This window comes from Providencia sp. PROV209, from assembly GCF_028479485.1.
In the GTDB taxonomy this organism is placed as follows: Bacteria; Pseudomonadota; Gammaproteobacteria; order Enterobacterales; family Enterobacteriaceae; genus Providencia; species Providencia alcalifaciens.
On record NZ_JAMPNR010000002.1, the window covers coordinates 112,952 to 136,685 of the forward strand.

The following is a 23,734-nucleotide window of genomic DNA, read 5'->3' on the forward strand; positions in this document are numbered from 1 at the left end:
AAGCTAACCGTTACTCCAGTAAGCCTAAAGAAAAAGACTACAAACTATCTGATGGTGGTGGACTGTATCTATTGGTTAAAACTAATCCATTTTTAATTTGTGTCACATTGGGATGTTAGGTAGCTGATACCCGTAATTAAAATGTATTTGGTTTATAACGTAGCGAACCGATTATTCGATCCCAAATTTCGACCATTTGAATATCACTGTATGGAGTGAGTTGATCTTGGTTACTCATAAGAATGTGTAATTGAGGGAGAGTTAAAGAACTCGTAGCTTCATTAGCGTAAAACGTAAAGAAATAATAGGGTAAATTGGGGATTCTTTTATTTTGCTCTTCCGAATAAACTTCTTGTTCTCCTTGAATCAACCATTCTTGAGATGGGATATGACTTGGTAATAGCTCACCTTTTTTGATTGTTTTTCGATTGTATTGCCTTATGGCCTCGTTGATCCCTGCGCTTCTGCCCAATAACGTATCACCAGAATCGGCAATACTATTATCTGACTCAACCGAAAATGTGAACCCTTTCAATTCGTAAAGAAAAGCGACATCCTGCTTCGGTATTTCGTTACCATCTAAAATAAAGCCATTGGGGATACAAACACCTTTCTCAGTTGGAATTTCATGATCTAAACGCCCTTGCAGTCGAGAAATTAAAGATAGCATCGCTGCTAATTTTGAGGGCTTATCATTCATCTCTGATTCTGAAAAGCCTGCATTTTCATATGTTTTTTTTCTGCTTGAATATTTATTATCCGATAGGTCAAGTATTTCGATAGAAATAATAAAAGCAACATGGTCAGTATAAACATGAGCTTCTAAAACACGACTTAGATCACTTATCCCTGGAATATTTCTATCAAAAATAACCCCTTTCCCATCGGGTAATTGAATTATTTCTTTTAGCATCGGGGCATTTTCAGTGCTGGTTTTCCATTCCCGCAATTCCGCTTCACGTAACGCAATGCGCTGTTTGAAAGCGGGTGGGTAGATAAACAAGCTTTCCAGTTTAAAATCACCGATAGAAATACTATCCCTAAGTTTATTATTGAATGATTCAGGTACATCAATGATATAGCGCCCAATACACTGAGGTTTCGTTTTTTCAAATAATGTTGCTATCACAGTATGTTCCTTGTCTGTCAATTCTGTCTGGGCTAAACCTATTGTTGAACTCCACCCAAGACACATAATTATCCCAATAAAGGTGATACAATTTTGCATATAACGATTAATCTGCAGCACGAATATCCACCTCTTGTACCATTTTCACTATCGCTCTTAGGGTAAATCGTATCGCATCCCGATTTCTAATATCCGGAAGACTATCGACCGCATAGGCGTTTTGATGGTCAACATTGGTTGCCAAACTACTTTTGACAGACAGACTACTGTTGATATCAACCAAAGATTCAACAGGGACAGTACCGTCACCAGCACCTTGAGAGGAGATCAATCGAAATTGGGTATATTGATAAGAACTGCTGTCGTATTCCCCTACGGTATTTTTCACCTCATTTTCGCCGGAATACACAATGCGTTGGTTATTTTCGGGATTAAAAACAAAAGGGCGCCTAGGTCCTACTTTCAATGGCACAATTTTTTCTACACCCCACCGAAGCGTATTATCCGATTCCACTTCGGTTCCATAAAAAACGTAAGAATTAGGGTGATATTGTTTTTTTTCTTGGTGAGCCATAAAATCCCTGATCTTAGTGTCCATTAATTTAGTATATTTTCTCCAATTATTTTCAATAATTGAAGGATCCCTATCTAAAATGTCAGGGTCATACAAACTCCACCACACATCTTTGCGTAAATAGATTTCGTTAAAGGGGTCGAATGTGCCTGTATTGGTATCAACCATCGAAGGATAGCTCCCCCCACCGTCAATAGACAACCAGGATGAGCGATACCGAGGGTATGGTAGAAGTTGCAAGGGAGCAGGGGCAGCCGCAAGTACAGACATAAGTTCTTTTGCGGTTGCGCCTAAGACTTTTCCCGCCATCCCTTCCTGAGCCGCGCCCACTTTCATGCGTCGATACGCGGCGGGTGATCCTAAATCAGGGATAACACCATGCACTACGCCTAAAACTTTGTCTTGGCATCCTTGAAATGCTCCTTCAGGGGGATTCATCGCATAACGGGCAATTAACCCCCCCATGGAATGGGTCAAAATAATGACTTTTTCAATGGCTAAACCATATCCATGTCTATACTTATAAGTCTCTAAGACCTTATCTATATATTTCGTAAGATTAGCGGCAGAGATGGCATTATCTTCAAGCCAGTTATAACCAAAGACATGAACCGAAAATAAAAAGCGTTCAAAATGTGTTAATTCTTGTTCAGTTAATAACGATTCATTGGTTCCGCCAATGGGCTTATTAACAAGTTGTCTTAATACCCCTGTCGATTTATCGCCGTGATCTTGAATCGATTTGGTTTTATCCCTTCTCTTGAGGTTAAACATATCTTGCTGCCAATCATCAAGCAACGCGGATTGTAGGACATCCAGAAACGTCCCATAACTTAAAAAAAGAGCCTCCCCCCAACCACGATCTTTTCGTTTCGGTAACATGAATCCATCATCACTGAATGACGTATTATCTTTGCGAATATCAACAAATGCCGAATTATCACTTTGAATATACTTACCGCGATTATCAACCGTCGTAGAATCAACACTTAATATTTTTCGCCGTTCTTTTCCGCCTAAAGAAGCTAGATAAAGCGTATCCATCCCCATGTATTTATCCGCTCGCCAAACGGGATCTCCATTTTTTTTATTTTTAAGGTTAGTCCCCATAATGCCAGGGATAAAAATCACAGGAATAACTTTCCTTGGTGGTAAAATACACTTTGCTTCAGCGTTGAGGGATTTGTGTTGAAGCTGGATATCAATCCAATGGCATTTTCCATTTTCATCCCATTGCGGTAGGTGATAGGAAACATGTTGGCATTCGCCAATGTAGGGCGAATTTTTTTCGGACATGATAACTAATCCTTTTGAATTATCGTGGGGTAAATGAGGATATCTTAATTTAACTTAAGTTTCATGTCATGAAATCGAATTTTTTACTGTTGATAAGAATTAATGGGTATTAAGTGGTGAAATTAATTAATCAATATTACTTGTCTAATCTAGTTTGAACAGGGTTTTAGTTGAGTAAAAAGTGTGAAGTACATTGAGAATCTCATAACTGTTTTATTTGAAACTGAGTAATTATTAGATGGATTTGGATACACAGAAATGCTACAGCAAATCTAAAAATTGCGCATAATTTTGCGCAGCAACTTGCGCAATACGATGCTAAGATTTGCTAAGGTTTTTTAAAATTTTCGCAGAAAAATTGCGAATTGACCCCAAGTTTTACGGAGGTAAATAATATTTTGTGTACTGGATAAATCATCATGCCAATAAAGCAATGTCCACCAGCCACGACTAAACGTGTGAAAAATAAATCTAAACCGGGGATCATTTCTGTGATTAGTGGAGTTGTTATCAAAGCACCGGAACGCGGAAAAACAGTTAAGGGTAAAGTCTATGCAACGATGACAATCGAGTCTGTCAGTGAGAGTCGTAATTCTTACCCTCTTAGGCTGGTGGCTTTAGATATTGAGGCGATTGAGCTGATGATGTGCAAGCGTGGCGATAAAGTGACGGTTAAGGGGTCCTATGGTTGGTTTAATGGCTATCAGTTATCAAGGGCTAGATTGATACAGTGAACAAGCAAAGCTGAATCTAGCTTTACTTGTTTTGCTAAAAAGTTAGATGGTTATGTTATTTTGTTTTAAAAAGTCATCAAGGGGGGAGCCAATGCTTTCAGCTATCTTTGTATAATGATCTGTTAGTATTTGAGTTCTTTCAGATTCATCATGAGCCATTAAAGTAATTACCGTGGTAAAAATATTAATGTTGTTGCCATATCTCGTATGCAAGTGAGCAATGAAGGCTTTTTTTATTTTGCCGTCAATTACTTGCTCTTGAGGTATTCCGATATTGGAGCTATGCATAAATGCTTCATCACATATTTTGCGGTATATGCTCTCGTTTTCATCTATAAATTGTTGTAAGCATTCATTGAAAAGTTCTGCGTAAGTTCTCATTGCCTTAACCTTAATATTAAGTTTCGCTGTCCTCGCATGCCATTCTAATGATCGGCGGAATAACTTAACTAGAAATTATTGAGTTTGTCCCGGTAATCGTAATAATAAATGTATGGATTGATGATTTTTTTGCAATGTTACTATTTTATATTTCATAAAAGTTAGGAACTAAAAACGGTATAGCAAAGCTCTTGGTTGTATAGAAAATTGTATAGAATTAAAGTTTTTATTTAAAAAATCTTTATTTATTAATGTGATGGATTGCATGTATTGTTCTCTCCTCCGCCATATTCACTTCTAGTAACGTCCTCCAAAGTCTTCCAATCTCAAGTAAATCCAAATTCGTCAATAAAATCCTATTATCTCAACGTCTACTAATATCTTTCTACACGTCTAAAACCTATTGCACCGTTTTTGTATATAAATTAAGTATTGGTGAGTACCTCATTAGGAGAATTATTGTTTAAATATGTGATTTCTCTAAGAATAAGAGTCATTCCGATAAAGTATACTTAAAAAAAATTGGAGAAATACATGAAAAAAATATTAATAGCTGGGGTAATCTTGGGGTTTTCAACAGCGTCATGGGCAGTGCCTAATATATGGTCAAGTAGCTTTGCTCAAGGCTATTCCGAATACAGCCTCACCAACGAATCTAATGATTCCGTCATCATTGCATGCAATGTTGGCGCGGGAGAGGGATTTGATAACGGAGTGTCAGTTTATCATGATGGTCAACAGTTAACTGGGGATATATCATTTCTAATTGATGATGAAGCATACTACATACCTGAAAACACAACGACGAGGAATGGTGCCAATGCGTGGGTGAGTTTTACTGATGCGATAAAAAAAACATCAACATTTGAAGTATACGTAAATAACAAACCAGCAGGTAAATTCACATCTTCACCTAAAAACCACAAGAAAACGTTTAGTGATTTTGAATGCGATCCAATGTGGTGATTAACCGTTATTATTTATAATCTATTTCAGGTTTAATGTGGGCGAGTTAATCAGTTAAGATCGCCCATGAGTACATTCATAATGTGCTAAATTTTTTTGTTTAATCCAGCTTATCTGGAAGATCCTCGCCATGTTTCTATGCCGAATGCGTCTCGTTATAACCGCTTTATTCTGATGACTAGCCTGGTTAAATAGAGCTTGAGTTTCAAGTAGGTAGATGAAAGATAAAACTTGAATGTATCCAGAGTTATACGCTTATTGGCTAAGTGAATGCGTATTATATCAGTGCGTCAAAATATATTTTTAGGGGGATGTAATGCCAGATCTGATTGTGTTACGTGAGCTGTTAATCTCAAGCGTTAATTATTTACAGCTTTTTCTTGAGGCAATATCAGTAACGTGCGTTGCTATAGGGCTGGTGAAAACACTGTATATTCTAATTACAGTTAAGAATGGCAGAGTTGCTCGTTTTTATTTCGGCAACTGGCTGGCAATGGCTTTAGAATTTCAACTTGCAGCGGATATTTTACTCACGACCGTTGATCCTGATTTAGATAGTCTCATTAAGCTGGCAATTATCGCTGTGATTAGAACGTTCTTAAATTACTTTCTTGCCAAAGAGCTAGAGCACAACCCTTTAGTTGAAGAATCGAAGGGAAAAACAAGTAAGCATCAATAGCCTGATATGATGGATGTTAATGTGGCGAGTTTATTTGTTATGCAGTAGCGAAAATATAAATTTAAGTGATTGTACAAGGCGCAAAGAGTGAACTTTCACCTTGTACGATGGCTTACTTTAAATAGCCAATACTGAATGCCAGCCCTTTCATGATTTTGGTATTAATCATGCTTAATTATTCTTATGAGTAAAGTCGTCACTCACAATTTTTTGAGTATGGATTATCAATACCTTATTTAGCAATCATCACTTTAATTTAACCTGTTAATAAATAAATGGTTTTTAATTGAAGAAAATCCTATAAATATACAATTTTTTCCAAATCATTACCTTAATGCACTACTTTTTGACAGTTGAATAGGTTAAAACTAGATTCTAATTTAAGGAGAATATGATGAAAAAACGGTTATTTTCAAAACTATTTATCGTGATAGCATTGCTTACTACCGCCTCAGTACTCGCTCAAACACTCGATATGAGTGGCGGATATCAGAGCACGAAAATCGAGTATTTACTCAAAAAAAATAAAATACAAGATAATGGTGATATTGAATCAATGAGAGAAGACACCGAAAATAATAGTATTTCGTTAATTGAAAAAAACTTAGATCGTCGGTTTAATAATCGCCAATTTAGAATTGATCATAAATAGCTAAAAATATGAATACTATATTCTTTATGATTATCAAACAGTATTTTTGATTCCAATTTTATAGTATTGATATTTTACAGCACTGCGGTTGTTCTTGGTAAAATGACCCTCTAGCACTGTTTTTGTTTTATCACTGAATCAAGCATCGTGTCATATTGCACGGCTTAAGCCATATTATGGAAATTGAGCACTTATCTAATGCCGAGTGTTAATGCTATCCCATGAGCATTATCGCTTGATAAATAGCCGATTCCAGCTTGTACTTTTACTTTGCTACCATAAATATTCATGGGAGTTTCTAATGCTAGCGAAGTATTATTAATAAAGCCGAATGATAGCTCTCTATAGTTATTTCCATAGAACCCACCGATGTCATTTGATAAGACTAGACTGAAATTCCTGCCATTTAAGTGGATTAGGTCAGTCATGACATATTCACCACCAATAGACCATGTACCTGTACTGCTATTGACGTTAAGTTGTTTTTCATTTTTAAAACCGTTCGCAAACATATATGCCAAATGTCCGTATATATTTATTTCATCATTATTGTCCAGTTTATTGGTGTTTTTTAGTCCAACTTTAGGTGTTACGTGAAATGAGTTGAGATCCCAATCTAATAGACCTTCATCACGTAATATTTCTCTCATTTGCTGACTACCATGAAATGAGGATTTATTACTCATATTTGCATAACCGAATTCAAGCTCGTTTTCTACGCTAAATCTTTCATTTATTTGGTAGGTAACTTTGGGTGCTGCCGAGATACTAAAAATATCCCACCGAGCACGTAGGCTACCGACAGAATCCACATTGACGAGAGAAGATTTAACTTTGAGGTAATTACCTTTTAATTGCATAGAAAAGGAATAATCATCTTTTACATAAAGGTTTTTGAATTCATAGGGTAAAGAATATTTTTCATAGTTAAATCCGTCAGAATTCAGTTGGGAAGCACTAATGTCATCGGTTAATGAAAGCGCGAGCAGTTTTGCGTAACCTGAGTTTAAGTTTTCATCACTATAAGCACTATTTGTAAAAATGATACAAAGCAAAAGTAATTGTCTAGAAGATAATAAATTCATTAGTCATGCCCCTTAAGTGAACAGTAAAATAACAAGTTTTTTTATTTTTCATTTGATTTTCAAGTTGTTATTGTAACTTTTCATTGAAAAAACAAAATAATAACGGTGAATAAATTGAGATAGTCAAGAAACGCGCTAGTGCTATATTACATTAACTTGCAGTAAAACAAATTAAACTCAACATAGCTATGATAATTATTTATTATCAATGTTATAGATTGCCGGCATGATTTCCTGTTCCACGAGATTAATTTGCTGGGTGTTTTTCTGTTTACGGTCATGTTGATGTATAAATCAACTGGTTAGCTTCATTATTGACTTTTAAGCAAAAGATTATTGAGCGAATGACTATTTTTAAAATAGTCCTAATGTCCTATTCTTTTTAACATCAAGTTGTCAAGAACATGATTAGTTCTGATAGTTAATATGAATAAACTTAAGAGAGATAACACAATGACTGTTCCTATGATGGGTGTTGGTACGTTTCGTTTAAAAGATGATGTTGTGATTGCGTCAGTAAAAAATGCATTAGATGTTGGGTATCGTGCGGTTGATACGGCTCAAATCTATGAAAACGAAGCTGCTGTTGGGCAGGCAATTGCTGAAAGTGGTATTGCACGCGATAAACTCTATATTACAACCAAAATTTGGATTGAGAATTTAAGCAAAGATAATCTGATTCCAAGCCTGAAAAAAAGCCTGAGCGACTTACAGACAGATTATGTCGATTTAACATTGGTCCACTGGCCATCTCCAAATGATGCGGTTTCTGTTGAAGAGTTTATGCTTGCGTTATTAGAAGCGAAAAAACAAGGTTTAACTCGTGAAATTGGTGTATCAAACTTTACCATTCCATTGATGGAAGAAGCGGTCGCAGTTGTTGGTGCGGAAAATATTGCCACCAACCAAATCGAATTATCACCTTATCTGCAAAACCGCAAAGTGGTTGAGCGAGCAAAAGAATTAGGTATTCATATTACATCTTATATGACACTGGCTTACGGCAAGGCATTAAAAGATGACGTTATCCAGTCTATTGCTCAAAAACATAACGCAACTCCCGCTCAGGTCATTCTGTCATGGGCGATGGGTGAAGGTTACTCTGTGATCCCATCATCAACCAAGCGTGAGAATTTAATCAGTAACCTAAAAGCCATAGAATTACAGCTTGACCAAGAAGATCGTGATGCAATTGCAAAACTGGATTGCAATGATCGTCTCGTCAGCCCTGAAGGCTTAGCGCCTAAGTGGGATTAACGATTATTCCTGTTGGAAAGCCATAATCATGGCTTTCCAATCTGGTCTAAATAGGTCGTCAGGCAGTCAATAAAAGCGCGAATTCGTTGGCTGACGACCTTATCGCTGTAATAGACAGCATGAAATGGCAATGGAATAGGCAGAATCTCATCAGGCAATAATTCAATCAATTCTCCACGTTTAATCCCTTCGTTCACCATAAAGTCAGACAAACAAGCAATTCCTTCGCCATTAACACACAATTGCAATAATGTTTCGCCACTGTTTGATGATATTCCATCAGCAACATCAATTAATAGCCCATTTTCGGTGTTAACTGGCCAAGTATTGAGTGACGTTGGCTCTGTAAATGTTAGGCAAGTATGGTGGCGTAAATCGGCTACAGACGTGATTTTTTCGGCTGTTTCAATATATCGGGGTGAGGCCACTATTTTACGGTAACTATTAAATAAGGGGCGGGCACGCAAACTTGAGTCTGCTAACTGTCCAGCCCTGATTGCAATATCCACTTTACGTTCAATTAAATTAACAAATGTCTCAGAAGAGACGAGTGATAATTCAATGTTGGGATATTGCTGCCGAAAAATAGCAACAAACGGAATAAGGAGATGCAAAGTGACTGGCGTTGCTGCATCAATACGCAATAATCCTTTTGGCGAGCTTTGTGTATCAAGGAGTTCATCCTCAATGGTTTGCATTTCCTGCAACACATTTTTCATTCGTTGAAAATACAGTTCACCTTCCGCAGTAAGATCAATTTGTCGAGTTGTTCGTTTGAGTAAATTGACGCCCAATTTCTCTTCCAGCTTTTTGACCGTTCGGCTGACCGCAGAGTTGGCGATGTTTAGCTTATCCGCGGCTTTTGTGAAACTTTTTTGTTCAACGACTTCAATAAATACATGTGCTTCGTCAGATGTAGCCTTCATTCAAAGTTCCTTTCAGATCTGAGGTGCTTAACGCGTGCCAGCTCATATGATCAATAAAAAATGCGTATTTCGAGAGGGATGATAATACAGTGAGGGTGTGCTTGTCGAAAAAACCAACGTATACGTTTGATGGTGTACGTTGGATGCGTTGTTTTATCGAATCTAACAACAAGTAACACAATACTAAATAAAACAATAGCAAGTAAAACGACAAGGTATTAAAAGGTCACTACCGTTTTAATGTGAGCGTTTTCACTGTGTAATAGCGCTTGAGGAAGTTGCTCTGATGAAAACGTATCGGGAATAGGACATATTAAGTCGCCCGTCATTATTTGTTTGATTAATGCTTCTCCTGCCAGCATTAATTGTGTTATTGCAAGTGGTTCGCCAAACTGATGAATGGCTGCCAGGGCAACTTCGTGATAAGAAATGGCGGTTGTAAATGCAGGATCAACAGGCGATTCAATTCGACCTAATATAGACACAATATGTCCATTCGCTTTGAGGTGCGGAACTAATAAAGAAGCATATTCGGGACCCGTGGCATCAAAGATAGCAAAATAGGTTTTATCAACCTTCGAATGTTGCTTAAATATTTGGTTAATTCCGAGTTTTGCCGCGGTGTCTTGTGTGGCACTCGCAGAGATAACATCGACAAGGAAACCTCGTTGTCGCAGGATCTGCACCAGAAATTGATTAACCGCACCAAGCCCTGAAACTAATACGCTTTCTCCGTTATTCACGGGAACTTTTTCAGCGGATTGCCAGGCCGTGAGTAATGGGCATGGCACCGCTGCCGCTAATGAAAATGACATTTCTTCCGGTATCATCATCACACTATTGGAATTGAGGATGGTATATTGGGCAAAACTACCGGGTTTTAACAAAGGGGCATGGTAGCATACTCGGTGGCCAATCAGCTCAGGCGCTACATTATGTCCAACAGACACAATAATACCGGCTCCATCAACGCCTGGGATATGCCCCGAAGCCCAGTTGAGAGGGTTACTCTGGATAAATTTGTAGTCAACGGGGTTTATGCCTGCTGCGGCATTTTGTATTAAGATCTCATTATCCGCTAATTCTCTTGTTATCGAGGTACGTTGGATAACGGAATGCTGAGAGGCATCATATTGCCAGCTATCGTATTCTATGCTTTTTATCATAATATTCTGATTTATATTGGAAATAATAAAAAGCCTCTGTTTGATGAACAGAGGCTATTGTGAGTCACTTATTTGGCAGTCGGGTAATCGATATAACCCGCAGCACCACCACCAAAGAACAATTCTCTTATTGGTTCATTCAGCGGAAGGTTATGTTCTAATCGATAAGGTAAATCTGGATTGGCAATAAATGGACGCCCAAACCCTATCAAATCAGCTGAACCTGATGCTAATGCTTGCTCTGCACGCTCCACAGTATATTGCCCTGAGTAAATCATTGTGCCGTGGAAAACAATACGCAATGCTTCTTTAAAGGCCATTGGCATCACTGGCGCATCTTCCCAATCTGCTTCGGCGATATGAATGTAGGCAACACCTATCTCATTTAAGACAGCGGCAGCGGCAAGATAAGTTGCTTCTGGTGTCGCATCTTCAGAGCCCATCAGCGTGGTCAATGGTGCTAAACGAACGCCCACTTTTTCACTACCAATAGCATCGGAGACGCCTTGTGCCACTTCACGCAGAAAACGCAATCTGTTTTGCAATGAACCACCGTATTCGTCATCGCGTTGATTTTCTCGTGAATCAATAAACTGATTGATTAAATAACCATTCGCAGCGTGTAATTCGATACCATCAAAACCGGCTTCGATTGCATTACGAGCAGCTTGAACATAGTCTTGAACAATGCCTGCAATTTCTGCTGTTTCAAGGGCGCGAGGCATGGAGTGTTGAACCATCTCTCCAACGCCATCTTCAGGTCCACGACCTTCAGTATCCACAAAGACTTTAACCCCTTTAGCTTGAATAGCGGATGAGGAAACAGGGGCGGCATTATCAGGTTGTAAAATGGTGTGGGAAACGCGCCCAACGTGCCAAAGCTGTGCGAAGATTTTACCGTCCGCTTGATGAACGGCATCGGTGACTTTTTTCCAACCAGCAATCTGTGCTTGTGTGTAGATACCTGGCGTCCAAGCATAGCCTTGCCCTTGGCGACTAATTTGAGTACCTTCGCTAATGATTAGCCCAGCACTGGCACGCTGAGCATAATATTCAGCCATCATTTCAGTGGCGATATCGTCTTTACCGGCTCGTGAACGAGTCATTGGTGGCATAACAATGCGGTTTTTTAATGGTAAGCCACGTAAGTTATAATGCTCAAATAACATGATTCTGCTCCCGTATTTATCTCTTGTTAATCTGTCTTAAAACGTGATTAATTCATCACTACATGACAAAAATATAATCAATTGCAGATGTAAGATAAACATCACTCACTACAATACACTTTTGCGAAAAGTCGAATAATCACGATTCATCACTGCATTTTGAGACGAAGGGCATCTGGGGTGGGATTCGCGTTCTAGCGTGCGCCCAAGTCTTTGTAGATACCCAGTATGTTCAAGTTGGAATATTAGAAAATTAGCCCCTCATTACGGAAGGGCTAATTGTGATAGGCGAATTAGTTCGTTTGTGTTTTTTGCTGATGTGCATTTATCAAAACGATAATTAATGCTAAGGCTGCAATAATTGCCCCCATGACCGGAACATAGGCATAAGATAATCCGCCCGAAATCACAGCGCCTCCCGCAACGGCACCAATGGCATTTCCAAGGTTGAATGCACCAATATTCACGGAAGAGGCTAACCCTGGAGCTTCACTTGCCACACGCATCACTCGCATTTGTAATGGCGGGACAACACCAAAGGTAGCGGCTCCCCATATGACCATAGCGAACGCAGCACCTATTGAGTTTTGTGCTATAAATGGCATTAGTAACATGATGGCGGCAAGTAATAGTAAAAATCCTTTTAACGTCCCATCGACAGAACGATCTGAGAATTTCCCACCTAAATAGTTCCCAATTGAGAAACCGACACCAATCAGAACTAACATGACCGTAATCACGTCTGTACTCGCATCTGCAAGATACTCAAGTACTGGGGCTATGTAGGTGTACAATGTGAACATGGCACCAGCGCCTAATGCGGTTGTTAAGAGTGCAAGTAACACTTGTGGACGCATCAACACAGATAGCTCTTGTTTAACATTAGGACGCACGCCAGCATTGCCTTTAGGAAGTGATATCCATAGGAAAATCATCGTGATGACCCCTAAACCGGCGGTGATTAAAAACGACGAGCGCCAACCTATCGTATTCCCTATCCATGTCGCAGCGGGAACTCCCCCAATATTCGCGATAGTTAATCCCATAAACATCGTGGCAATTGCACTTGATTGTTTTTCTACAGGAACAACGCTTGCAGCAACGACGGCCCCTAACCCGAAAAATGCACCATGATTTAAACTGGTTAAAATTCGTGACAGCAATAAAAATTCATAATTGGGTGCAAGCGCAGATAAGACGTTTCCAAGCGTAAATATAGACATTAAAATAATTAGCGCTTTTCTTCTTGCCTGATGAGATAACAGTAATGTCATGACTGGGGCGCCCACCATCACACCAACGGCATAAGCGGTAATGAGCGTTCCTGCTACAGGGATAGAAACTCCAGTGCTATTTGCGATAACAGGCAGTAGTCCCATTGGGGAAAACTCTGTCGTGCCGATACCGAATGCACCGAGCGCAAGGGCAAATAGAGGAAGATTAATTTTCATTATTGTCTCGATAATAAGTTAGAAATATATGACTGAATTTCGTTAAGTATGTCACAAAAAATTGAGGGGTTAATTACCCAAATCAGCAAATGATTTCTATTAAAATCGCAATAATCAATGGAAGGATTGTTAGCGGTGTTTAAATGTGACTCATTGAAAGAGGGAGATAAAATGGCGTATCGTCCCTCATTTTATGGTGACTATTGGTGAAATTCTGGCAAGACAGACAGACTAATGTCTTCTAATGTTTCTTCTATTGGGCGCTCATTACGGCGAAATTGTAAACCAATGTGGTTAACACCTGCGGCTTTCATTGCGGTTAACTCTTTGATCAATCCATTTCGACCTGTTTTTACACCAAAACGGTGGCGTTGGATTGGCGCGTTTATATCATCAATAAAATCAAGATGAATAAAGCTGACATACGGCTTACTCCCCGCAACATTGCGCCATAGTTTAACCCTTTCGGTGTGATCAATTGGGGTACCTGGGTAGGCAAGCCAACCTTGCATATGTTGCCCAATCCATTCCGGCGATTGCTGAGCAAGTCCCGCGACAAATAATGGGATAGGCTGATGTTCCGGTAAAATTTGTACGCCAGTGGGTAACTGTGCGTCTTTTTTGCCAGTTAGAATATCAACATGTTGGCGGAATAATTTACCTCTATCAGGGTAGTTGACATCAAAAAGAGGATACTCAATCGATCTATCTCCACTCGCGACACCCAGTAATAAGCGCTCATGACTTAATGTTTGTAGTGTTGCTGCTGATTTTCTAACTAGCCAAGGTTGGCGTAAAGGCAGAACAATCGCGGCGGTGCCAAGTAAGATGTTTTCAGTGATCCCTGCGAGGTAACCCAGATAGGAAAATGGCTCAAATACCTGAGCAGCATCACCAAAGTTAGGGTCATAGAAAGGGACATCTCGTACCCAAGCTGCGCGATAACCTAACTTATCCGCCAACTTGATCCTAGATGCATGTTCTTTCATATCCGGTACGCCAAAAGGTCGATTTTCTTGTTGACGTTTTATTTGTCCTGTTGAAGACCAATCATTATCAAGGGGTAATTCGATACCAATAGAAAATGATTCATTTATAAATTGATGAGTATTCATAATTAACCTTAAATAAGAAATAGAGTTTAGATGTGATTATTTTCTGGATATGACATCTGAAGTAAATATGAATAATGACAATAATATTTTGCGATAAAAGCAAAGGTAGCGGCGTGGTACGTGTTTGGGAATTTTTTATTATAATTGATATGTCATTGTCTATTGTTTCTTTATAAAGAAAAGACTATTGCAAATAAAAGAACAATCATACATTAGTAACGTACTATATTAAAAATAACAGCTGTTTTATTTTTAATGAGGTTAGTGATGACAGAAAAATATTATTTCTTGGGTAAGTCATTTGAAATTGAAATGGATAACGGATTGCAAGTGAAAAACACTTATACGACTGACGGTAAAACCGTGACTATTGAGTTTTTAAATGGTGATTTAAAAGGTTCTATAATGCATGTCCCATATACTGCCAAAGCGGTAGATGGAGATAATTTTTTGATTTCTTGGCAAGAAAGCGACAATTCAACTGTTGTGCATTGTGATAATTTTTTACTCGGTAAGTCATACGCTTATTATACGATGATGAATGGTCAGTTCTTTGTAATGGAAGGTGTTATTACAGAGTTGAAATAAGTTTTTATTAAATAAAAAGCCCTGTAAAGGGCTTTTATTGTAATCGTATTTTTATTTAATTAATACTGCGCTGACTGTTGCATAATTTCCCATTCTTGCGCTTGTGATTTTATAACCCGAAGCACCTGCTTCTTGCGCTTTTTGCGCAATAATAGCTTCAGCAGAGGAAAGTGTATCACTCGTTGCGGTGACTGATTGAGCAAAAGCGCCGAATGAAAAAATAGACAAAGTCATAGCGGCTGCTAACATTTTTAATGTTTTCATTGAATAATATCCTTTAATTTAATTGACCTAATGATTTAGGCGATGAGTACAGTGTATTCTTTTTGTTGTTATTTAATAGTGTTAACTTCGCAATACTCTTTTCTTAAAAAGAGAATAATCGTTATTATTATTAAATATAGACAGATTAAATAAATTAAAAATTTGATTTTAATGCTTCTAAACCATCTTGATAAATACCCGTAAATAATTTTACTGCTTCTTCATCACTGACATTCACGGGTGTAAAACGTCCAGTCCATTCAACATGAGATACATGTTTATTTTCAGTTTCATGCACACTGATATTCGATAAATAATTAATGACAGGGAAGGGCGCTTGAATAATCGAATAACTATAATTTTTACCTGTGTGGTCAAACGCTTCTAACCGCTCAATGACAGTACCACCGTCTGAAGTGGTTAAGCTTCTCACGCGAGCGCCTTCACTCATCACACTTTTAGGTATAAACGGAAGCCAATCAGGAATCGAATCAAAGCCTCCCATTAATTGCCAAACTTGTTCAGGCGAAGCGGGAATTTCGATAGAAACCGTTGTATTAGCCATAATAATTTCCTTTGATTTTAAAATTCGTTACATTGCAAGTGTATCTACAACACCACCATCGACACGCAATGCGGCGCCGGTTGTTGCAGATGAAAGGGGGGATGCTAAATACACAGCAAGATTAGCCACTTCATCAACATCTGCGGCTCTTTGGATTATGGAGCTTGGACGTGCGCTTCTGACAAACTCATCCGCTTGTTCTCGAGCCGATAATCCAGATTTCGCCATAGCATCCGTTAGCATCTCTTTTAATCCATCGGTAAAGGTTGGTCCTGGTAGGATTGCATTCACCGTCACACCTGTTCCAGCAAGGCGCTTAGCGAGACCATGCGATACTGCGAGGTTAGCGCTTTTCGTCACACCGTAATTGATCATGTCACTCGGTATTGCAACACCCGATTCAGAGGAAACAAAAATGATACGCCCCCAACGTTGTGAAGCCATGTGTTGTGCGTAGTGACGTGACAAGCGCACACCAGAAAGTACATTAATATTGTAAAAATCTAACCATTCAGTATCTGGAACAGTAAAAAAGTCATTGCTGTTAAAAATACCCAAATTATTAATTAAGATATCGGCAGTCGGCTCTTGGTTAAATAACACCTTAGCACCTTCTTCTGTCCCTAAGTCAGCGATCACCGAACGTAATTTTGCTTCAGGTACGCCATCTTTAATAGAGTTCATGGCATTAGTGACACTGCTCTGGCTACGCCCGATGATCACGACCGTTGCACCTGTTTTTGCTAAGCCACGCGCAATACCAAGACCAATACCCGATGTTGAGCCGCTAACAATAGCGACGCGATTATTCAAATCTAATTTCATATCAATCCTTAAAGATGAGTAGGTTATGCGTACCTACTCATTGTTGCGCAATTAACGAATGGGTAACGGTGCGTTCGCGGCAATCAAACCTTGGCGCTGCATTTCCAACCAGAATTCAGCTGGGATTTTAGTGGCTAATGCGGCTAAATCATCCGCCATACGACCTGGACGGCTTGAGCCTGGAATCACAGCAGCAACGGCTGGGTTAGCTAATGAAAATTGCAATGCGGCAGCTTTAACATCAACATTAAATTGCTGAGCAATTTGATAAATTTTCGCCACTTGCTGATGAATAGCAGGAGAGGCTTTTTGATATTCAAAATGCTCGCCGCCGACCAATACACCGGAGCTGTATGGACCACCAACAACGATATCAACGTTGTGTTCTAATGCTTCGGGCATCAGTCGTTGAAGTGCACGACCGTGATCTAATAAGCTATAACGACCCGCTAATAAGAATGCATCTGGTTTTGGCTCATCTAGACCCAGCGTTAACTCACAAGGCTCGACGCGGTTAACCCCTAAGCCCCAAGCTTTAATCACACCTTCTTCGCGCAAACGAGTCAACGCTCGGAAAGCGCCTGTACGTGCTGTATTAAAATGCTCTAACCAGCTATCTCCGTAGAAATCTTGTGAAGGGTCATGGATCCAGACGATGTCAATACGGTCTGTTTTTAAACGTTTCAGACTATCTTCTATAGAGCGCAACGTTGCATCTTCAGAGTAGTCATTCAGAATTTTGTTTTTCAAACCATGTTCGAAAATACCGTCTTTTTCCCCGAAATCACGTTTTGCTGGATCTTCCATCTCATCTAGCATGATGCGACCCACTTTGGTGCTCAACACATAATCATCTCGTGAATATTGAGATAGTGCTTCCCCCATGCGGATCTCAGATAAACCGGAACCATACAGTGGTGCAGTATCGAAATAACGAATACCTAAATTCCATGCTTCATGTACCACTGCCAGTGCTTCATCATCAGGGATAGCTCTGAACATGTTACCGAGTGGTGCACCACCGAAACCAATTTGGCTAGGCAGTAGTTTTTTAATACTCATATTGTTATTCCTTAATAAATTAGATTGTTATCAGCAACATAATATTTCAGGACAGCGTGCCATCCTGTCGTGGTGGAAATATTAGGTTGATTTGTTCTGACATGATAGGACATAATTTATCTAACTTGAGACATTAAAGGAATCAACTATGATTGACCTGCGCCAACTCAACTACTTCGTTGTTGTAGCAGAAGAGGAACATGTTGGGCGTGCAGCGGAGCGTCTGCATATCTCCCAATCCCCATTAAGCCGCCAAATTTCTCAATTAGAAGAAAGACTTGGCTTAATGCTTTTTGAAAGAAGTCAGCAACGGATCCGTTTAACGTCTGATGGACAAACGTTTTTAACGGAAGCTCGTTCACTTCTCACTCACGCCAATCGCCTAGAATCTTTAGGTCGTCGCTTAGGTCGAGGAGAAGATGGTGGGCTATGTGTGGGTTACATTGAAAATGCCATGCATTCAGGCGTTCTACCTAGTTCTCTGAGTGTGTTGAGGGATTCGCGCCCTGATGTGCATATTGCGCTTTATAGTCAAACTCCAGAACGCCAATTAGAAGGGCTACGTCAACGCAGCCTTGATTTTGCAATGGTTGATACACCGCCTGAAGGTAAAGAGAGTGAGTTAGAATATTTTCAAGTACTCAATGATCATATGCTCGTTGCGATACCTCATCATCATCCTCTTGCTGAAAAAGCGGAGATCACCCCTGAAGACCTCACCGCCCAGCAGTGGATTTCCGTCTTACACAACAACGATAACTCACATTCGAGGGATGATTTTGTTGCTGCTTGTGTGAAAGCTGGGTTTCGACCGGATATTCGGTTAGAGGCAGAAGAACCGTTAACTGCATTAGGTCTCGTCGCTGCGGGTCTTGGCGTCACATTGATACAAAATGGTTTGCGGTATAATTTACCGAAAGGGGCTATTGTACGAGAGGTGCCTTGGATGAATATGACGACTCAGCTTTGGGCTGTCTGGCATAAGGCAAATTTACGCCCGTTGGTTATTCATTTTAGGGAGATCTTAAGTCAAATCCAACATGACTAAATTGATATGTTAAATCGAGAATATCAATAGCCACTTGGTATTGTGTGAAATGTGTTTTTCTATATACAAAATATGACGTCATCTATAGCCGCAGGTACCAATATGATTATTCAATGCTATAACGATAAAATAAATGAAAGCAAAATAGATGAATTGACTCGCTTATTATATGAATGTGTTCTTGGTGGTGCGAGCGTGGGGTATACCCATGCAGAGACACAGATTGATGACATGAGAAATTATTGGATTGGCGTTAATGGTGCATTAACAACACATGCGTTTAAGCTCGTGACGGTGGAAGTGAATAATCAAGTTGTCGCTACTGTAGGATTAGATTTATGCTCTAAATTAAATGGTAAGCACCGAGGTGAAATTTGCAAATTACTCGTATTACCTCGCTATAGAGGCAACGGTTTTGCAAAACAATTGATGAGTAGAGTTGAACAAATTGCGTGGGAATCAGGGTTAACACTTCTCACACTGGATACGGTGACTAAGGGAATGACGGTCAATTTATATCGCTCTTTAGGATGGCAGATCAGTGGTGAGATACCTCAGTTTGCATTATCAGTTAACGGCAATTTGGAATCGACGACACTGATGTTCAAGCTTAGGCCATAAAACTTAAATTCAATCTTATCCATTATTATTGATATGAAAATAGATATAAAACCCTACAAACCCAGTGATGCAGCAGAACTGCATAAAATATTTTATACCTCCATTCATTCTATAGCCGCTTCTTACTATACGAAGGAACAACTTGATGCTTGGGCACCAAAAATGTTCAAGGCTGAGGAATGGCAAAATAAAATGGATTTATTAATGCCATTTGTTGCTTATAGGGGGAATGAGATTGTTGGCTATGCGGACCTTCAAGATGATGGGTATATTGACCATTTTTTTGTTGCTCAGCCTTGTTGTGGCATTGGCACTGCACTGATTCATCAGATTATCAACGTAGCCCAATTTAAGAGGATTAATAAATTATGGGCTCATGTGAGCTTATCCGCTGAAATGTTTTTTAAAATCAACCAATTTGAAGTCATTAAGCGGCAGAAAGTGCCTGTCAGAGGAATGGTGCTTCATAATGCGGTAATGGTGAGAATGTTATAACGATGGTGGTCTCTTTATGGTGATAAACAATATATGGCGATCAACAATGGCTAATAATAAACCCTAATAAAAGCGTATTTTTTCATTACATAACATTCTAAATAATGTGGCTTATTTTCAGCAACCATTAAGCCTTGGTAAATGTGAAAGGAAACATTGCTATATTGATAGCTACCTTTTTGTGAATACTCCACCTCTAACGTTTTTGTTTCGTGATCATCATGCACGGAATTCAATTCTGATTCTGCAGTATATAGCCTACCCATATGTCATTTCTCACGCCTAATAGAGGTATTTAATGCCAAGATTTAGAGGTTTCTAGGCACTAACCAATAATATTGATCTCTAAATTAGACTAATTCATAACAATAAGCATTAATTGCTAATGAATAATAATCTAAAAAAGATGATTTTTTATGTATTATGTTTTTAAATCAAAAGGTTAAATATATCACAGTACTGCTGGATTAATTGCATGATTAAATTGGATTATTTTTAAAAGGTCAAAATTAACAAATAATATTTATAATTGTTTTTATGCAGTTTTAAAGATAAAAAAATGGAGTTGTGAATATAATAAACACTATTTACTATCAGTTTACGAATGATTAACAAATAATATAAAATAGAATAGTTTTTTATTAGTAATATTGGTCGTGTATAAGGAATCATGTCGAAATGGCAATAACTAGAAGAAAATTTATTATCGGTGGTTCTGTAGTCGCTGTGGCTGCAGGTGCTGGAATTTTAACACCGATGTTGACTCGCGAAGGGAGATTTGTTCCAGGTAAGCCACGTTTTGGCTTTGTAGAAGGTACAGAAGGTGCGTTACCACAACAATCTGATGTGGTTGTTATTGGTGCAGGTATTTTAGGTGTAATGACAGCAATCAACCTTGCTGAGCGTGGCTTATCTGTTGTTATCGTCGAAAAAGGTAACATTGCGGGAGAGCAATCTTCACGCTTCTATGGCCAGGCTATCACCTATAAAATGCCAGATGAAACCTTCTTATTGCACCATTTAGGTAAACATCGCTGGCGCGAAATGAATGCAAAAGTGGGGGTTGATACCACTTACCGTACTCAAGGTCGTGTAGAAGTTCCTCTGGATGAAGAAGATCTGGTTCATGTAAGAAGCTGGATTGACGAAAGAAGTAAAAATGTGGGTTCAGATATTCCATTCAAAACTAGAATCATTGAAGGTAGCGAGCTAAATCAGCGTCTTCGTGGGGCGAAGTCTGACTGGAAAATTGCTGGTTTCGAAGAAGATTCCGGTAGTTTCGATGCTGAAGTCACTGCATTCGTGATGGCTGAGTACGCGAAGAAAATTGGTATTAAAATTTATACCAACTGTGCAGCGCGCGGTTTAGAAACTCATGCGGGCGTTATCTCTGATGTTGTGACTGAAAAAGGTGCGATCAAAACGTCTCAGGTTGTTGTTGCTGGTGGTGTTTGGTCTCGTCTGTTCATGCAAAATCTTGGCGTAGATGTTCCAACATTACCGGCTTATCAATCACAGCAATTGATCAGCGCAGCACCAAATGCACCGGGCGGGAACGTCGCTCTTCCAGGGAATATTTTCTTCCGTGAGCAAGCAGATGGTACTTATGCAACGTCTCCTCGTGTGATCGTGGCGCCTGTGGTTAAAGAATCCTTCACTTATGGCTATAAGTATCTGCCACTGTTAGCGATGCCTGACTTCCCAGTACACATTTCATTAAATGAACAACTGATTAACTCGTTTACACAAGATACGAGCTGGAAGTTAGATGAAGTGTCTCCGTTTGAGAAAAACCGAGACATGACCGCTTTACCGGATCTGCCAGAATTGAATGCTTCTCTGGAAAAACTGAAAACTGAGTTCCCTGCATTTAAAGACTCTAAATTAGTTGACCAATGGAGTGGAGCAATGGCTATCGCGCCTGATGAAAACCCAATTATTTCTGAAGTTAAGGAATATCCAGGTCTGGTTATCAATACAGCAACTGGCTGGGGGATGACTGAAAGCCCAGTTTCAGCAGAAATCACTGCGGACTTACTGTTAGGTAAAGAACCGGTTATCAATGCTAAACCTTTTAGCTTATATCGCTTCTAATCAGAGCATCGTATATTGCTGATGTGAAGATGAAAAAGCCCTCATTTATGAGGGCTTTTTGTATAAATAGCAGATGAAAACTAAATAAACACAGTGCAGCCTTGGTCCTGTAATTGGTCAATAATACGAGGCTTAACCAAAAAATTATTCCATCGCAAATCCAGCTTTTCGAGCTGAGGTAAGTTAAGTAGGCAATCTGGCAGGCTGCTGAGGCAGTTAGCACGCAAATCTAAATACTGTAAAGAGGCTAATTCACCAATCGCGTCAGGGAGCTGAGTGAGTGAATTAAACCGTAGATTGAGCGTGGTGATATTCTTCAGTTGGGCTATATTGGGAGAGATATGACGAATTTGGTTGTTATTCAGATCAAGTATTCTGATCTTTTTTAAATAAAAGATATCATCAGGAATTTCCTGAATTGCATTATTCATTAAATGAACTTCACTCACTTGAGTTAACCCACTTAATTTACCTGAAATATCTGTAATTTGATTATTGTATAGGCGCAGTTCCTGCAAATTAATGAGGTGCGATAAGCAATCAGGAAGTTGGTTGAGCTTATTATCAGTCGCATTAAAGTAGCGTAAATTTTTCAATTTTTTCAATGAATCGGGCAATTCTTCGAAGCCATTATCACTCAGATACAGAAACTGTAAATGAGTTAACTCACCAATAACATCCGGTATTTGCGTTATTTGATTGTGCCCAAGATCGAGCATTTTCAGCTGAGTCAGTTTTTGCAATGAAGTCGGAATATGGGTTAATTGATTACAAGATAAGTTGAGAACTTGTAAATCAACACATTCAGATAAAATGCAAGGATACTCAGTTAAAGCATTGTTATAAGCACTAATGACATGGTAAGAGAATGGCGGAGTGACAAACGAATCGATGTTTTTATGATTGCTTGAATCCAGATTCAGATTCAAGCATGAGTTGGAATGTTGGTGTAACATCGAGAATCTCTCTGTTGAGGGAAGTATTGCAGGAACATTACCTATGAATTTACACACAGGCAATATTTTTGCAAAAAGAAATTCTTGAAAGGCAATCTTAGTCTAAGTCACCGAAATGCTTGGTAAATTGAGTTTCATATTGGCTAATAAAACGCTCGAGTTTTTCTGGGGTATCTTTAATGTTGGCTTCTGTGATCCCAGATTTTGTCATCGCTGTTTTTAATTTAGCTTCAGTACCTTCATTAATATCAATGTTAGCTAATACAAGGAAAATTGTTTTTAAATCATTGCAACCACTTTTAGTTTCACAAATGTTGGCGATTTTCTGTTCATTAGACATATAGATAGAATAGCTAAAGGCATCTTTAGTACAAACAACATCATTTCTTTCTTCCGAAGTCATATCTTTAGTTATGGCACTAAAAACACTGTTTGTCACATCCGTGTAGTTGCTATAAGCGGTACTATTTTTAGGGGTAGGTAGACCACTTTTAGTTAAACTCTGATTTGTCATCGGTAAGCAGGCTGAATTGGCGATAGCGCCAGATACTACCGTACCGCTTAACATGATGGATAAAAGTAATTTTTTGAACATAACAAACCTTTCGTTTTTTAAATGATAAAGTAACGTACAAT

Annotated in this window: 26 protein-coding genes; 10 read left to right on the plus strand and 16 right to left on the minus strand. The window is 39.0% G+C overall.

Annotated features, from left to right (window positions below):
* Window positions 1-136 precede the first annotated feature (136 nt).
* Together PR795_RS03005 and PR795_RS03010 are read right to left on the minus strand one after the other, a co-directional pair.
* Complete coding sequence (locus PR795_RS03005; protein WP_181480728.1) at window positions 137-1,129, minus strand: T6SS immunity protein Tli4 family protein; 993 nt, start codon at window positions 1,127-1,129, stop codon at window positions 137-139.
* A 106-nt stretch (window positions 1,130-1,235) separates the two neighbouring features.
* Window positions 1,236-2,999 carry a lipase family alpha/beta hydrolase gene (locus tag PR795_RS03010; RefSeq protein WP_181480729.1) on the minus strand — a complete coding sequence of 588 codons (1,764 nt, stop codon included), beginning with the start codon at window positions 2,997-2,999 and terminating at the stop codon, window positions 1,236-1,238.
* Between the two features lie 419 nt (window positions 3,000-3,418).
* Here PR795_RS03010 and PR795_RS03015 point away from each other — a divergent pair, with 419 nt between their 5' ends.
* Window positions 3,419-3,733 (plus strand): hypothetical protein, encoded by a 315-nt coding sequence (locus PR795_RS03015; RefSeq protein ID WP_232373793.1) that lies wholly within the window; start codon window positions 3,419-3,421, stop codon window positions 3,731-3,733.
* 42 nt (window positions 3,734-3,775) lie between these two features.
* Here PR795_RS03015 and PR795_RS03020 read toward each other — a convergent pair whose 3' ends face one another.
* Window positions 3,776-4,114, minus strand: coding sequence for a hypothetical protein (locus PR795_RS03020; protein WP_181480730.1), 339 nt, complete (start codon window positions 4,112-4,114; stop codon window positions 3,776-3,778).
* Window positions 4,115-4,648: 534 nt separating this feature from the next.
* Between PR795_RS03020 and PR795_RS03025 the strand changes: the two genes are divergently transcribed.
* The 3 genes from PR795_RS03025 (at window position 4,649) to PR795_RS03035 (ending at window position 6,411) form a co-directional block, all read left to right on the plus strand.
* Window positions 4,649-5,080, plus strand: a complete 432-nt coding sequence (locus tag PR795_RS03025) for a hypothetical protein (RefSeq protein WP_036965219.1) — start codon at window positions 4,649-4,651, stop codon at window positions 5,078-5,080.
* A gap of 316 nt (window positions 5,081-5,396) precedes the next feature.
* On the plus strand, window positions 5,397-5,759 hold the full coding sequence (locus PR795_RS03030) for a DUF1622 domain-containing protein (protein WP_006662105.1): 363 nt from the start codon (window positions 5,397-5,399) through the stop codon (window positions 5,757-5,759).
* 394 nt (window positions 5,760-6,153) lie between these two features.
* Entirely contained in the window at window positions 6,154-6,411 is a 258-nt protein-coding gene (locus PR795_RS03035; RefSeq protein ID WP_272516644.1) for a hypothetical protein, read from the plus strand.
* Window positions 6,412-6,602: 191 nt separating this feature from the next.
* Here PR795_RS03035 and PR795_RS03040 read toward each other — a convergent pair whose 3' ends face one another.
* A complete protein-coding gene (locus tag PR795_RS03040) occupies window positions 6,603-7,496 on the minus strand; it encodes a hypothetical protein (protein ID WP_006662103.1) in 894 nt (297 codons plus the stop codon).
* A gap of 453 nt (window positions 7,497-7,949) precedes the next feature.
* Here PR795_RS03040 and dkgB point away from each other — a divergent pair, with 453 nt between their 5' ends.
* Window positions 7,950-8,753, plus strand: a complete 804-nt coding sequence (gene dkgB / locus PR795_RS03045) for a 2,5-didehydrogluconate reductase DkgB (protein WP_036965217.1) — start codon at window positions 7,950-7,952, stop codon at window positions 8,751-8,753.
* Between the two features lie 26 nt (window positions 8,754-8,779).
* On the opposite strand, the gene PR795_RS03050 is transcribed toward dkgB, so the two are convergent.
* From PR795_RS03050 to PR795_RS03070, 5 genes are all read right to left on the minus strand, one after another.
* Window positions 8,780-9,679 (minus strand): LysR substrate-binding domain-containing protein, encoded by a 900-nt coding sequence (locus tag PR795_RS03050; RefSeq protein WP_006662101.1) that lies wholly within the window; start codon window positions 9,677-9,679, stop codon window positions 8,780-8,782.
* Window positions 9,680-9,897: 218 nt separating this feature from the next.
* Entirely contained in the window at window positions 9,898-10,845 is a 948-nt protein-coding gene (locus PR795_RS03055) for an alcohol dehydrogenase catalytic domain-containing protein (protein WP_036965215.1), read from the minus strand.
* 68 nt (window positions 10,846-10,913) lie between these two features.
* Window positions 10,914-12,014: an alkene reductase gene (locus PR795_RS03060; protein WP_006657866.1), complete on the minus strand. Its 1,101-nt coding sequence runs from the start codon at window positions 12,012-12,014 to the stop codon at window positions 10,914-10,916.
* A gap of 293 nt (window positions 12,015-12,307) precedes the next feature.
* A complete protein-coding gene (locus tag PR795_RS03065; protein WP_272516645.1) occupies window positions 12,308-13,465 on the minus strand; it encodes an MFS transporter in 1,158 nt (385 codons plus the stop codon).
* 200 nt (window positions 13,466-13,665) lie between these two features.
* A complete protein-coding gene (locus tag PR795_RS03070; protein WP_272516646.1) occupies window positions 13,666-14,580 on the minus strand; it encodes a TIGR03571 family LLM class oxidoreductase in 915 nt (304 codons plus the stop codon).
* Window positions 14,581-14,847: 267 nt separating this feature from the next.
* Between PR795_RS03070 and PR795_RS03075 the strand changes: the two genes are divergently transcribed.
* On the plus strand, window positions 14,848-15,168 hold the full coding sequence (locus PR795_RS03075) for a MoaF-related domain-containing protein (RefSeq protein ID WP_036965210.1): 321 nt from the start codon (window positions 14,848-14,850) through the stop codon (window positions 15,166-15,168).
* Between the two features lie 51 nt (window positions 15,169-15,219).
* Here the strand turns inward: PR795_RS03075 and PR795_RS03080 are convergent, their stop codons facing one another.
* The 4 genes from PR795_RS03080 to PR795_RS03095 all read right to left on the minus strand — a co-directional run bounded on the left by PR795_RS03080 (window position 15,220) and on the right by PR795_RS03095 (window position 17,884).
* Complete coding sequence (locus PR795_RS03080) at window positions 15,220-15,432, minus strand: DUF1471 domain-containing protein (RefSeq protein ID WP_006657870.1); 213 nt, start codon at window positions 15,430-15,432, stop codon at window positions 15,220-15,222.
* Window positions 15,433-15,586: 154 nt separating this feature from the next.
* A complete protein-coding gene (locus PR795_RS03085; protein ID WP_181480734.1) occupies window positions 15,587-15,997 on the minus strand; it encodes an SRPBCC family protein in 411 nt (136 codons plus the stop codon).
* 27 nt (window positions 15,998-16,024) lie between these two features.
* Window positions 16,025-16,822: an SDR family NAD(P)-dependent oxidoreductase gene (locus tag PR795_RS03090; protein WP_272516647.1), complete on the minus strand. Its 798-nt coding sequence runs from the start codon at window positions 16,820-16,822 to the stop codon at window positions 16,025-16,027.
* A gap of 51 nt (window positions 16,823-16,873) precedes the next feature.
* Entirely contained in the window at window positions 16,874-17,884 is a 1,011-nt protein-coding gene (locus PR795_RS03095; protein ID WP_181480736.1) for an aldo/keto reductase, read from the minus strand.
* 148 nt (window positions 17,885-18,032) lie between these two features.
* Here PR795_RS03095 and PR795_RS03100 point away from each other — a divergent pair, with 148 nt between their 5' ends.
* The 3 genes from PR795_RS03100 to PR795_RS03110 all read left to right on the plus strand — a co-directional run bounded on the left by PR795_RS03100 (window position 18,033) and on the right by PR795_RS03110 (window position 20,048).
* Complete coding sequence (locus PR795_RS03100; protein ID WP_006662095.1) at window positions 18,033-18,932, plus strand: LysR substrate-binding domain-containing protein; 900 nt, start codon at window positions 18,033-18,035, stop codon at window positions 18,930-18,932.
* A 72-nt stretch (window positions 18,933-19,004) separates the two neighbouring features.
* On the plus strand, window positions 19,005-19,553 hold the full coding sequence (locus PR795_RS03105) for a GNAT family N-acetyltransferase (protein WP_272516648.1): 549 nt from the start codon (window positions 19,005-19,007) through the stop codon (window positions 19,551-19,553).
* 33 nt (window positions 19,554-19,586) lie between these two features.
* Window positions 19,587-20,048: a GNAT family N-acetyltransferase gene (locus tag PR795_RS03110; protein WP_181480737.1), complete on the plus strand. Its 462-nt coding sequence runs from the start codon at window positions 19,587-19,589 to the stop codon at window positions 20,046-20,048.
* 50 nt (window positions 20,049-20,098) lie between these two features.
* Here PR795_RS03110 and PR795_RS03115 read toward each other — a convergent pair whose 3' ends face one another.
* Window positions 20,099-20,314, minus strand: coding sequence for a KTSC domain-containing protein (locus PR795_RS03115; RefSeq protein WP_036974768.1), 216 nt, complete (start codon window positions 20,312-20,314; stop codon window positions 20,099-20,101).
* A 412-nt stretch (window positions 20,315-20,726) separates the two neighbouring features.
* Between PR795_RS03115 and PR795_RS03120 the strand changes: the two genes are divergently transcribed.
* A complete protein-coding gene (locus PR795_RS03120) occupies window positions 20,727-22,142 on the plus strand; it encodes an NAD(P)/FAD-dependent oxidoreductase (RefSeq protein ID WP_006657878.1) in 1,416 nt (471 codons plus the stop codon).
* Window positions 22,143-22,222: 80 nt separating this feature from the next.
* On the opposite strand, the gene PR795_RS03125 is transcribed toward PR795_RS03120, so the two are convergent.
* Both PR795_RS03125 and PR795_RS03130 read right to left on the minus strand, forming a co-directional pair.
* Window positions 22,223-23,098, minus strand: coding sequence for a leucine-rich repeat domain-containing protein (locus PR795_RS03125; protein ID WP_036960491.1), 876 nt, complete (start codon window positions 23,096-23,098; stop codon window positions 22,223-22,225).
* Between the two features lie 97 nt (window positions 23,099-23,195).
* The gene (locus tag PR795_RS03130; protein ID WP_006662092.1) at window positions 23,196-23,693 is read right to left on the minus strand and encodes a hypothetical protein; all 498 of its coding nucleotides are present in this window, start codon (window positions 23,691-23,693) and stop codon (window positions 23,196-23,198) included.
* Between the last annotated feature and the right edge of the window lie 41 nt (window positions 23,694-23,734).

What these genes read in the sequence shown, in the direction of transcription:
- PR795_RS03010 (WP_181480729.1), bottom strand. Translation starts at nt 2,999, where the DNA reads ATGTCCGAAAAAAATTCGCCCTACATTGGCGAATGCCAACATGTTTCC.
- PR795_RS03015 (WP_232373793.1), top strand. Translation starts at nt 3,419, where the DNA reads ATGCCAATAAAGCAATGTCCACCAGCCACGACTAAACGTGTGAAAAAT.
- PR795_RS03020 (WP_181480730.1), bottom strand. Translation starts at nt 4,114, where the DNA reads ATGAGAACTTACGCAGAACTTTTCAATGAATGCTTACAACAATTTATA.
- PR795_RS03025 (WP_036965219.1), top strand. Translation starts at nt 4,649, where the DNA reads ATGAAAAAAATATTAATAGCTGGGGTAATCTTGGGGTTTTCAACAGCG.
- PR795_RS03030 (WP_006662105.1), top strand. Translation starts at nt 5,397, where the DNA reads ATGCCAGATCTGATTGTGTTACGTGAGCTGTTAATCTCAAGCGTTAAT.
- PR795_RS03035 (WP_272516644.1), top strand. Translation starts at nt 6,154, where the DNA reads ATGAAAAAACGGTTATTTTCAAAACTATTTATCGTGATAGCATTGCTT.
- PR795_RS03040 (WP_006662103.1), bottom strand. Translation starts at nt 7,496, where the DNA reads ATGAATTTATTATCTTCTAGACAATTACTTTTGCTTTGTATCATTTTT.
- dkgB (WP_036965217.1), top strand. Translation starts at nt 7,950, where the DNA reads ATGACTGTTCCTATGATGGGTGTTGGTACGTTTCGTTTAAAAGATGAT.
- PR795_RS03050 (WP_006662101.1), bottom strand. Translation starts at nt 9,679, where the DNA reads ATGAAGGCTACATCTGACGAAGCACATGTATTTATTGAAGTCGTTGAA.
- PR795_RS03055 (WP_036965215.1), bottom strand. Translation starts at nt 10,845, where the DNA reads ATGATAAAAAGCATAGAATACGATAGCTGGCAATATGATGCCTCTCAG.
- PR795_RS03060 (WP_006657866.1), bottom strand. Translation starts at nt 12,014, where the DNA reads ATGTTATTTGAGCATTATAACTTACGTGGCTTACCATTAAAAAACCGC.
- PR795_RS03065 (WP_272516645.1), bottom strand. Translation starts at nt 13,465, where the DNA reads ATGAAAATTAATCTTCCTCTATTTGCCCTTGCGCTCGGTGCATTCGGT.
- PR795_RS03070 (WP_272516646.1), bottom strand. Translation starts at nt 14,580, where the DNA reads ATGAATACTCATCAATTTATAAATGAATCATTTTCTATTGGTATCGAA.
- PR795_RS03075 (WP_036965210.1), top strand. Translation starts at nt 14,848, where the DNA reads ATGACAGAAAAATATTATTTCTTGGGTAAGTCATTTGAAATTGAAATG.
- PR795_RS03080 (WP_006657870.1), bottom strand. Translation starts at nt 15,432, where the DNA reads ATGAAAACATTAAAAATGTTAGCAGCCGCTATGACTTTGTCTATTTTT.
- PR795_RS03085 (WP_181480734.1), bottom strand. Translation starts at nt 15,997, where the DNA reads ATGGCTAATACAACGGTTTCTATCGAAATTCCCGCTTCGCCTGAACAA.
- PR795_RS03090 (WP_272516647.1), bottom strand. Translation starts at nt 16,822, where the DNA reads ATGAAATTAGATTTGAATAATCGCGTCGCTATTGTTAGCGGCTCAACA.
- PR795_RS03095 (WP_181480736.1), bottom strand. Translation starts at nt 17,884, where the DNA reads ATGAGTATTAAAAAACTACTGCCTAGCCAAATTGGTTTCGGTGGTGCA.
- PR795_RS03100 (WP_006662095.1), top strand. Translation starts at nt 18,033, where the DNA reads ATGATTGACCTGCGCCAACTCAACTACTTCGTTGTTGTAGCAGAAGAG.
- PR795_RS03105 (WP_272516648.1), top strand. Translation starts at nt 19,005, where the DNA reads ATGACGTCATCTATAGCCGCAGGTACCAATATGATTATTCAATGCTAT.
- PR795_RS03110 (WP_181480737.1), top strand. Translation starts at nt 19,587, where the DNA reads ATGAAAATAGATATAAAACCCTACAAACCCAGTGATGCAGCAGAACTG.
- PR795_RS03115 (WP_036974768.1), bottom strand. Translation starts at nt 20,314, where the DNA reads ATGGGTAGGCTATATACTGCAGAATCAGAATTGAATTCCGTGCATGAT.
- PR795_RS03120 (WP_006657878.1), top strand. Translation starts at nt 20,727, where the DNA reads ATGGCAATAACTAGAAGAAAATTTATTATCGGTGGTTCTGTAGTCGCT.
- PR795_RS03125 (WP_036960491.1), bottom strand. Translation starts at nt 23,098, where the DNA reads ATGTTACACCAACATTCCAACTCATGCTTGAATCTGAATCTGGATTCA.
- PR795_RS03130 (WP_006662092.1), bottom strand. Translation starts at nt 23,693, where the DNA reads ATGTTCAAAAAATTACTTTTATCCATCATGTTAAGCGGTACGGTAGTA.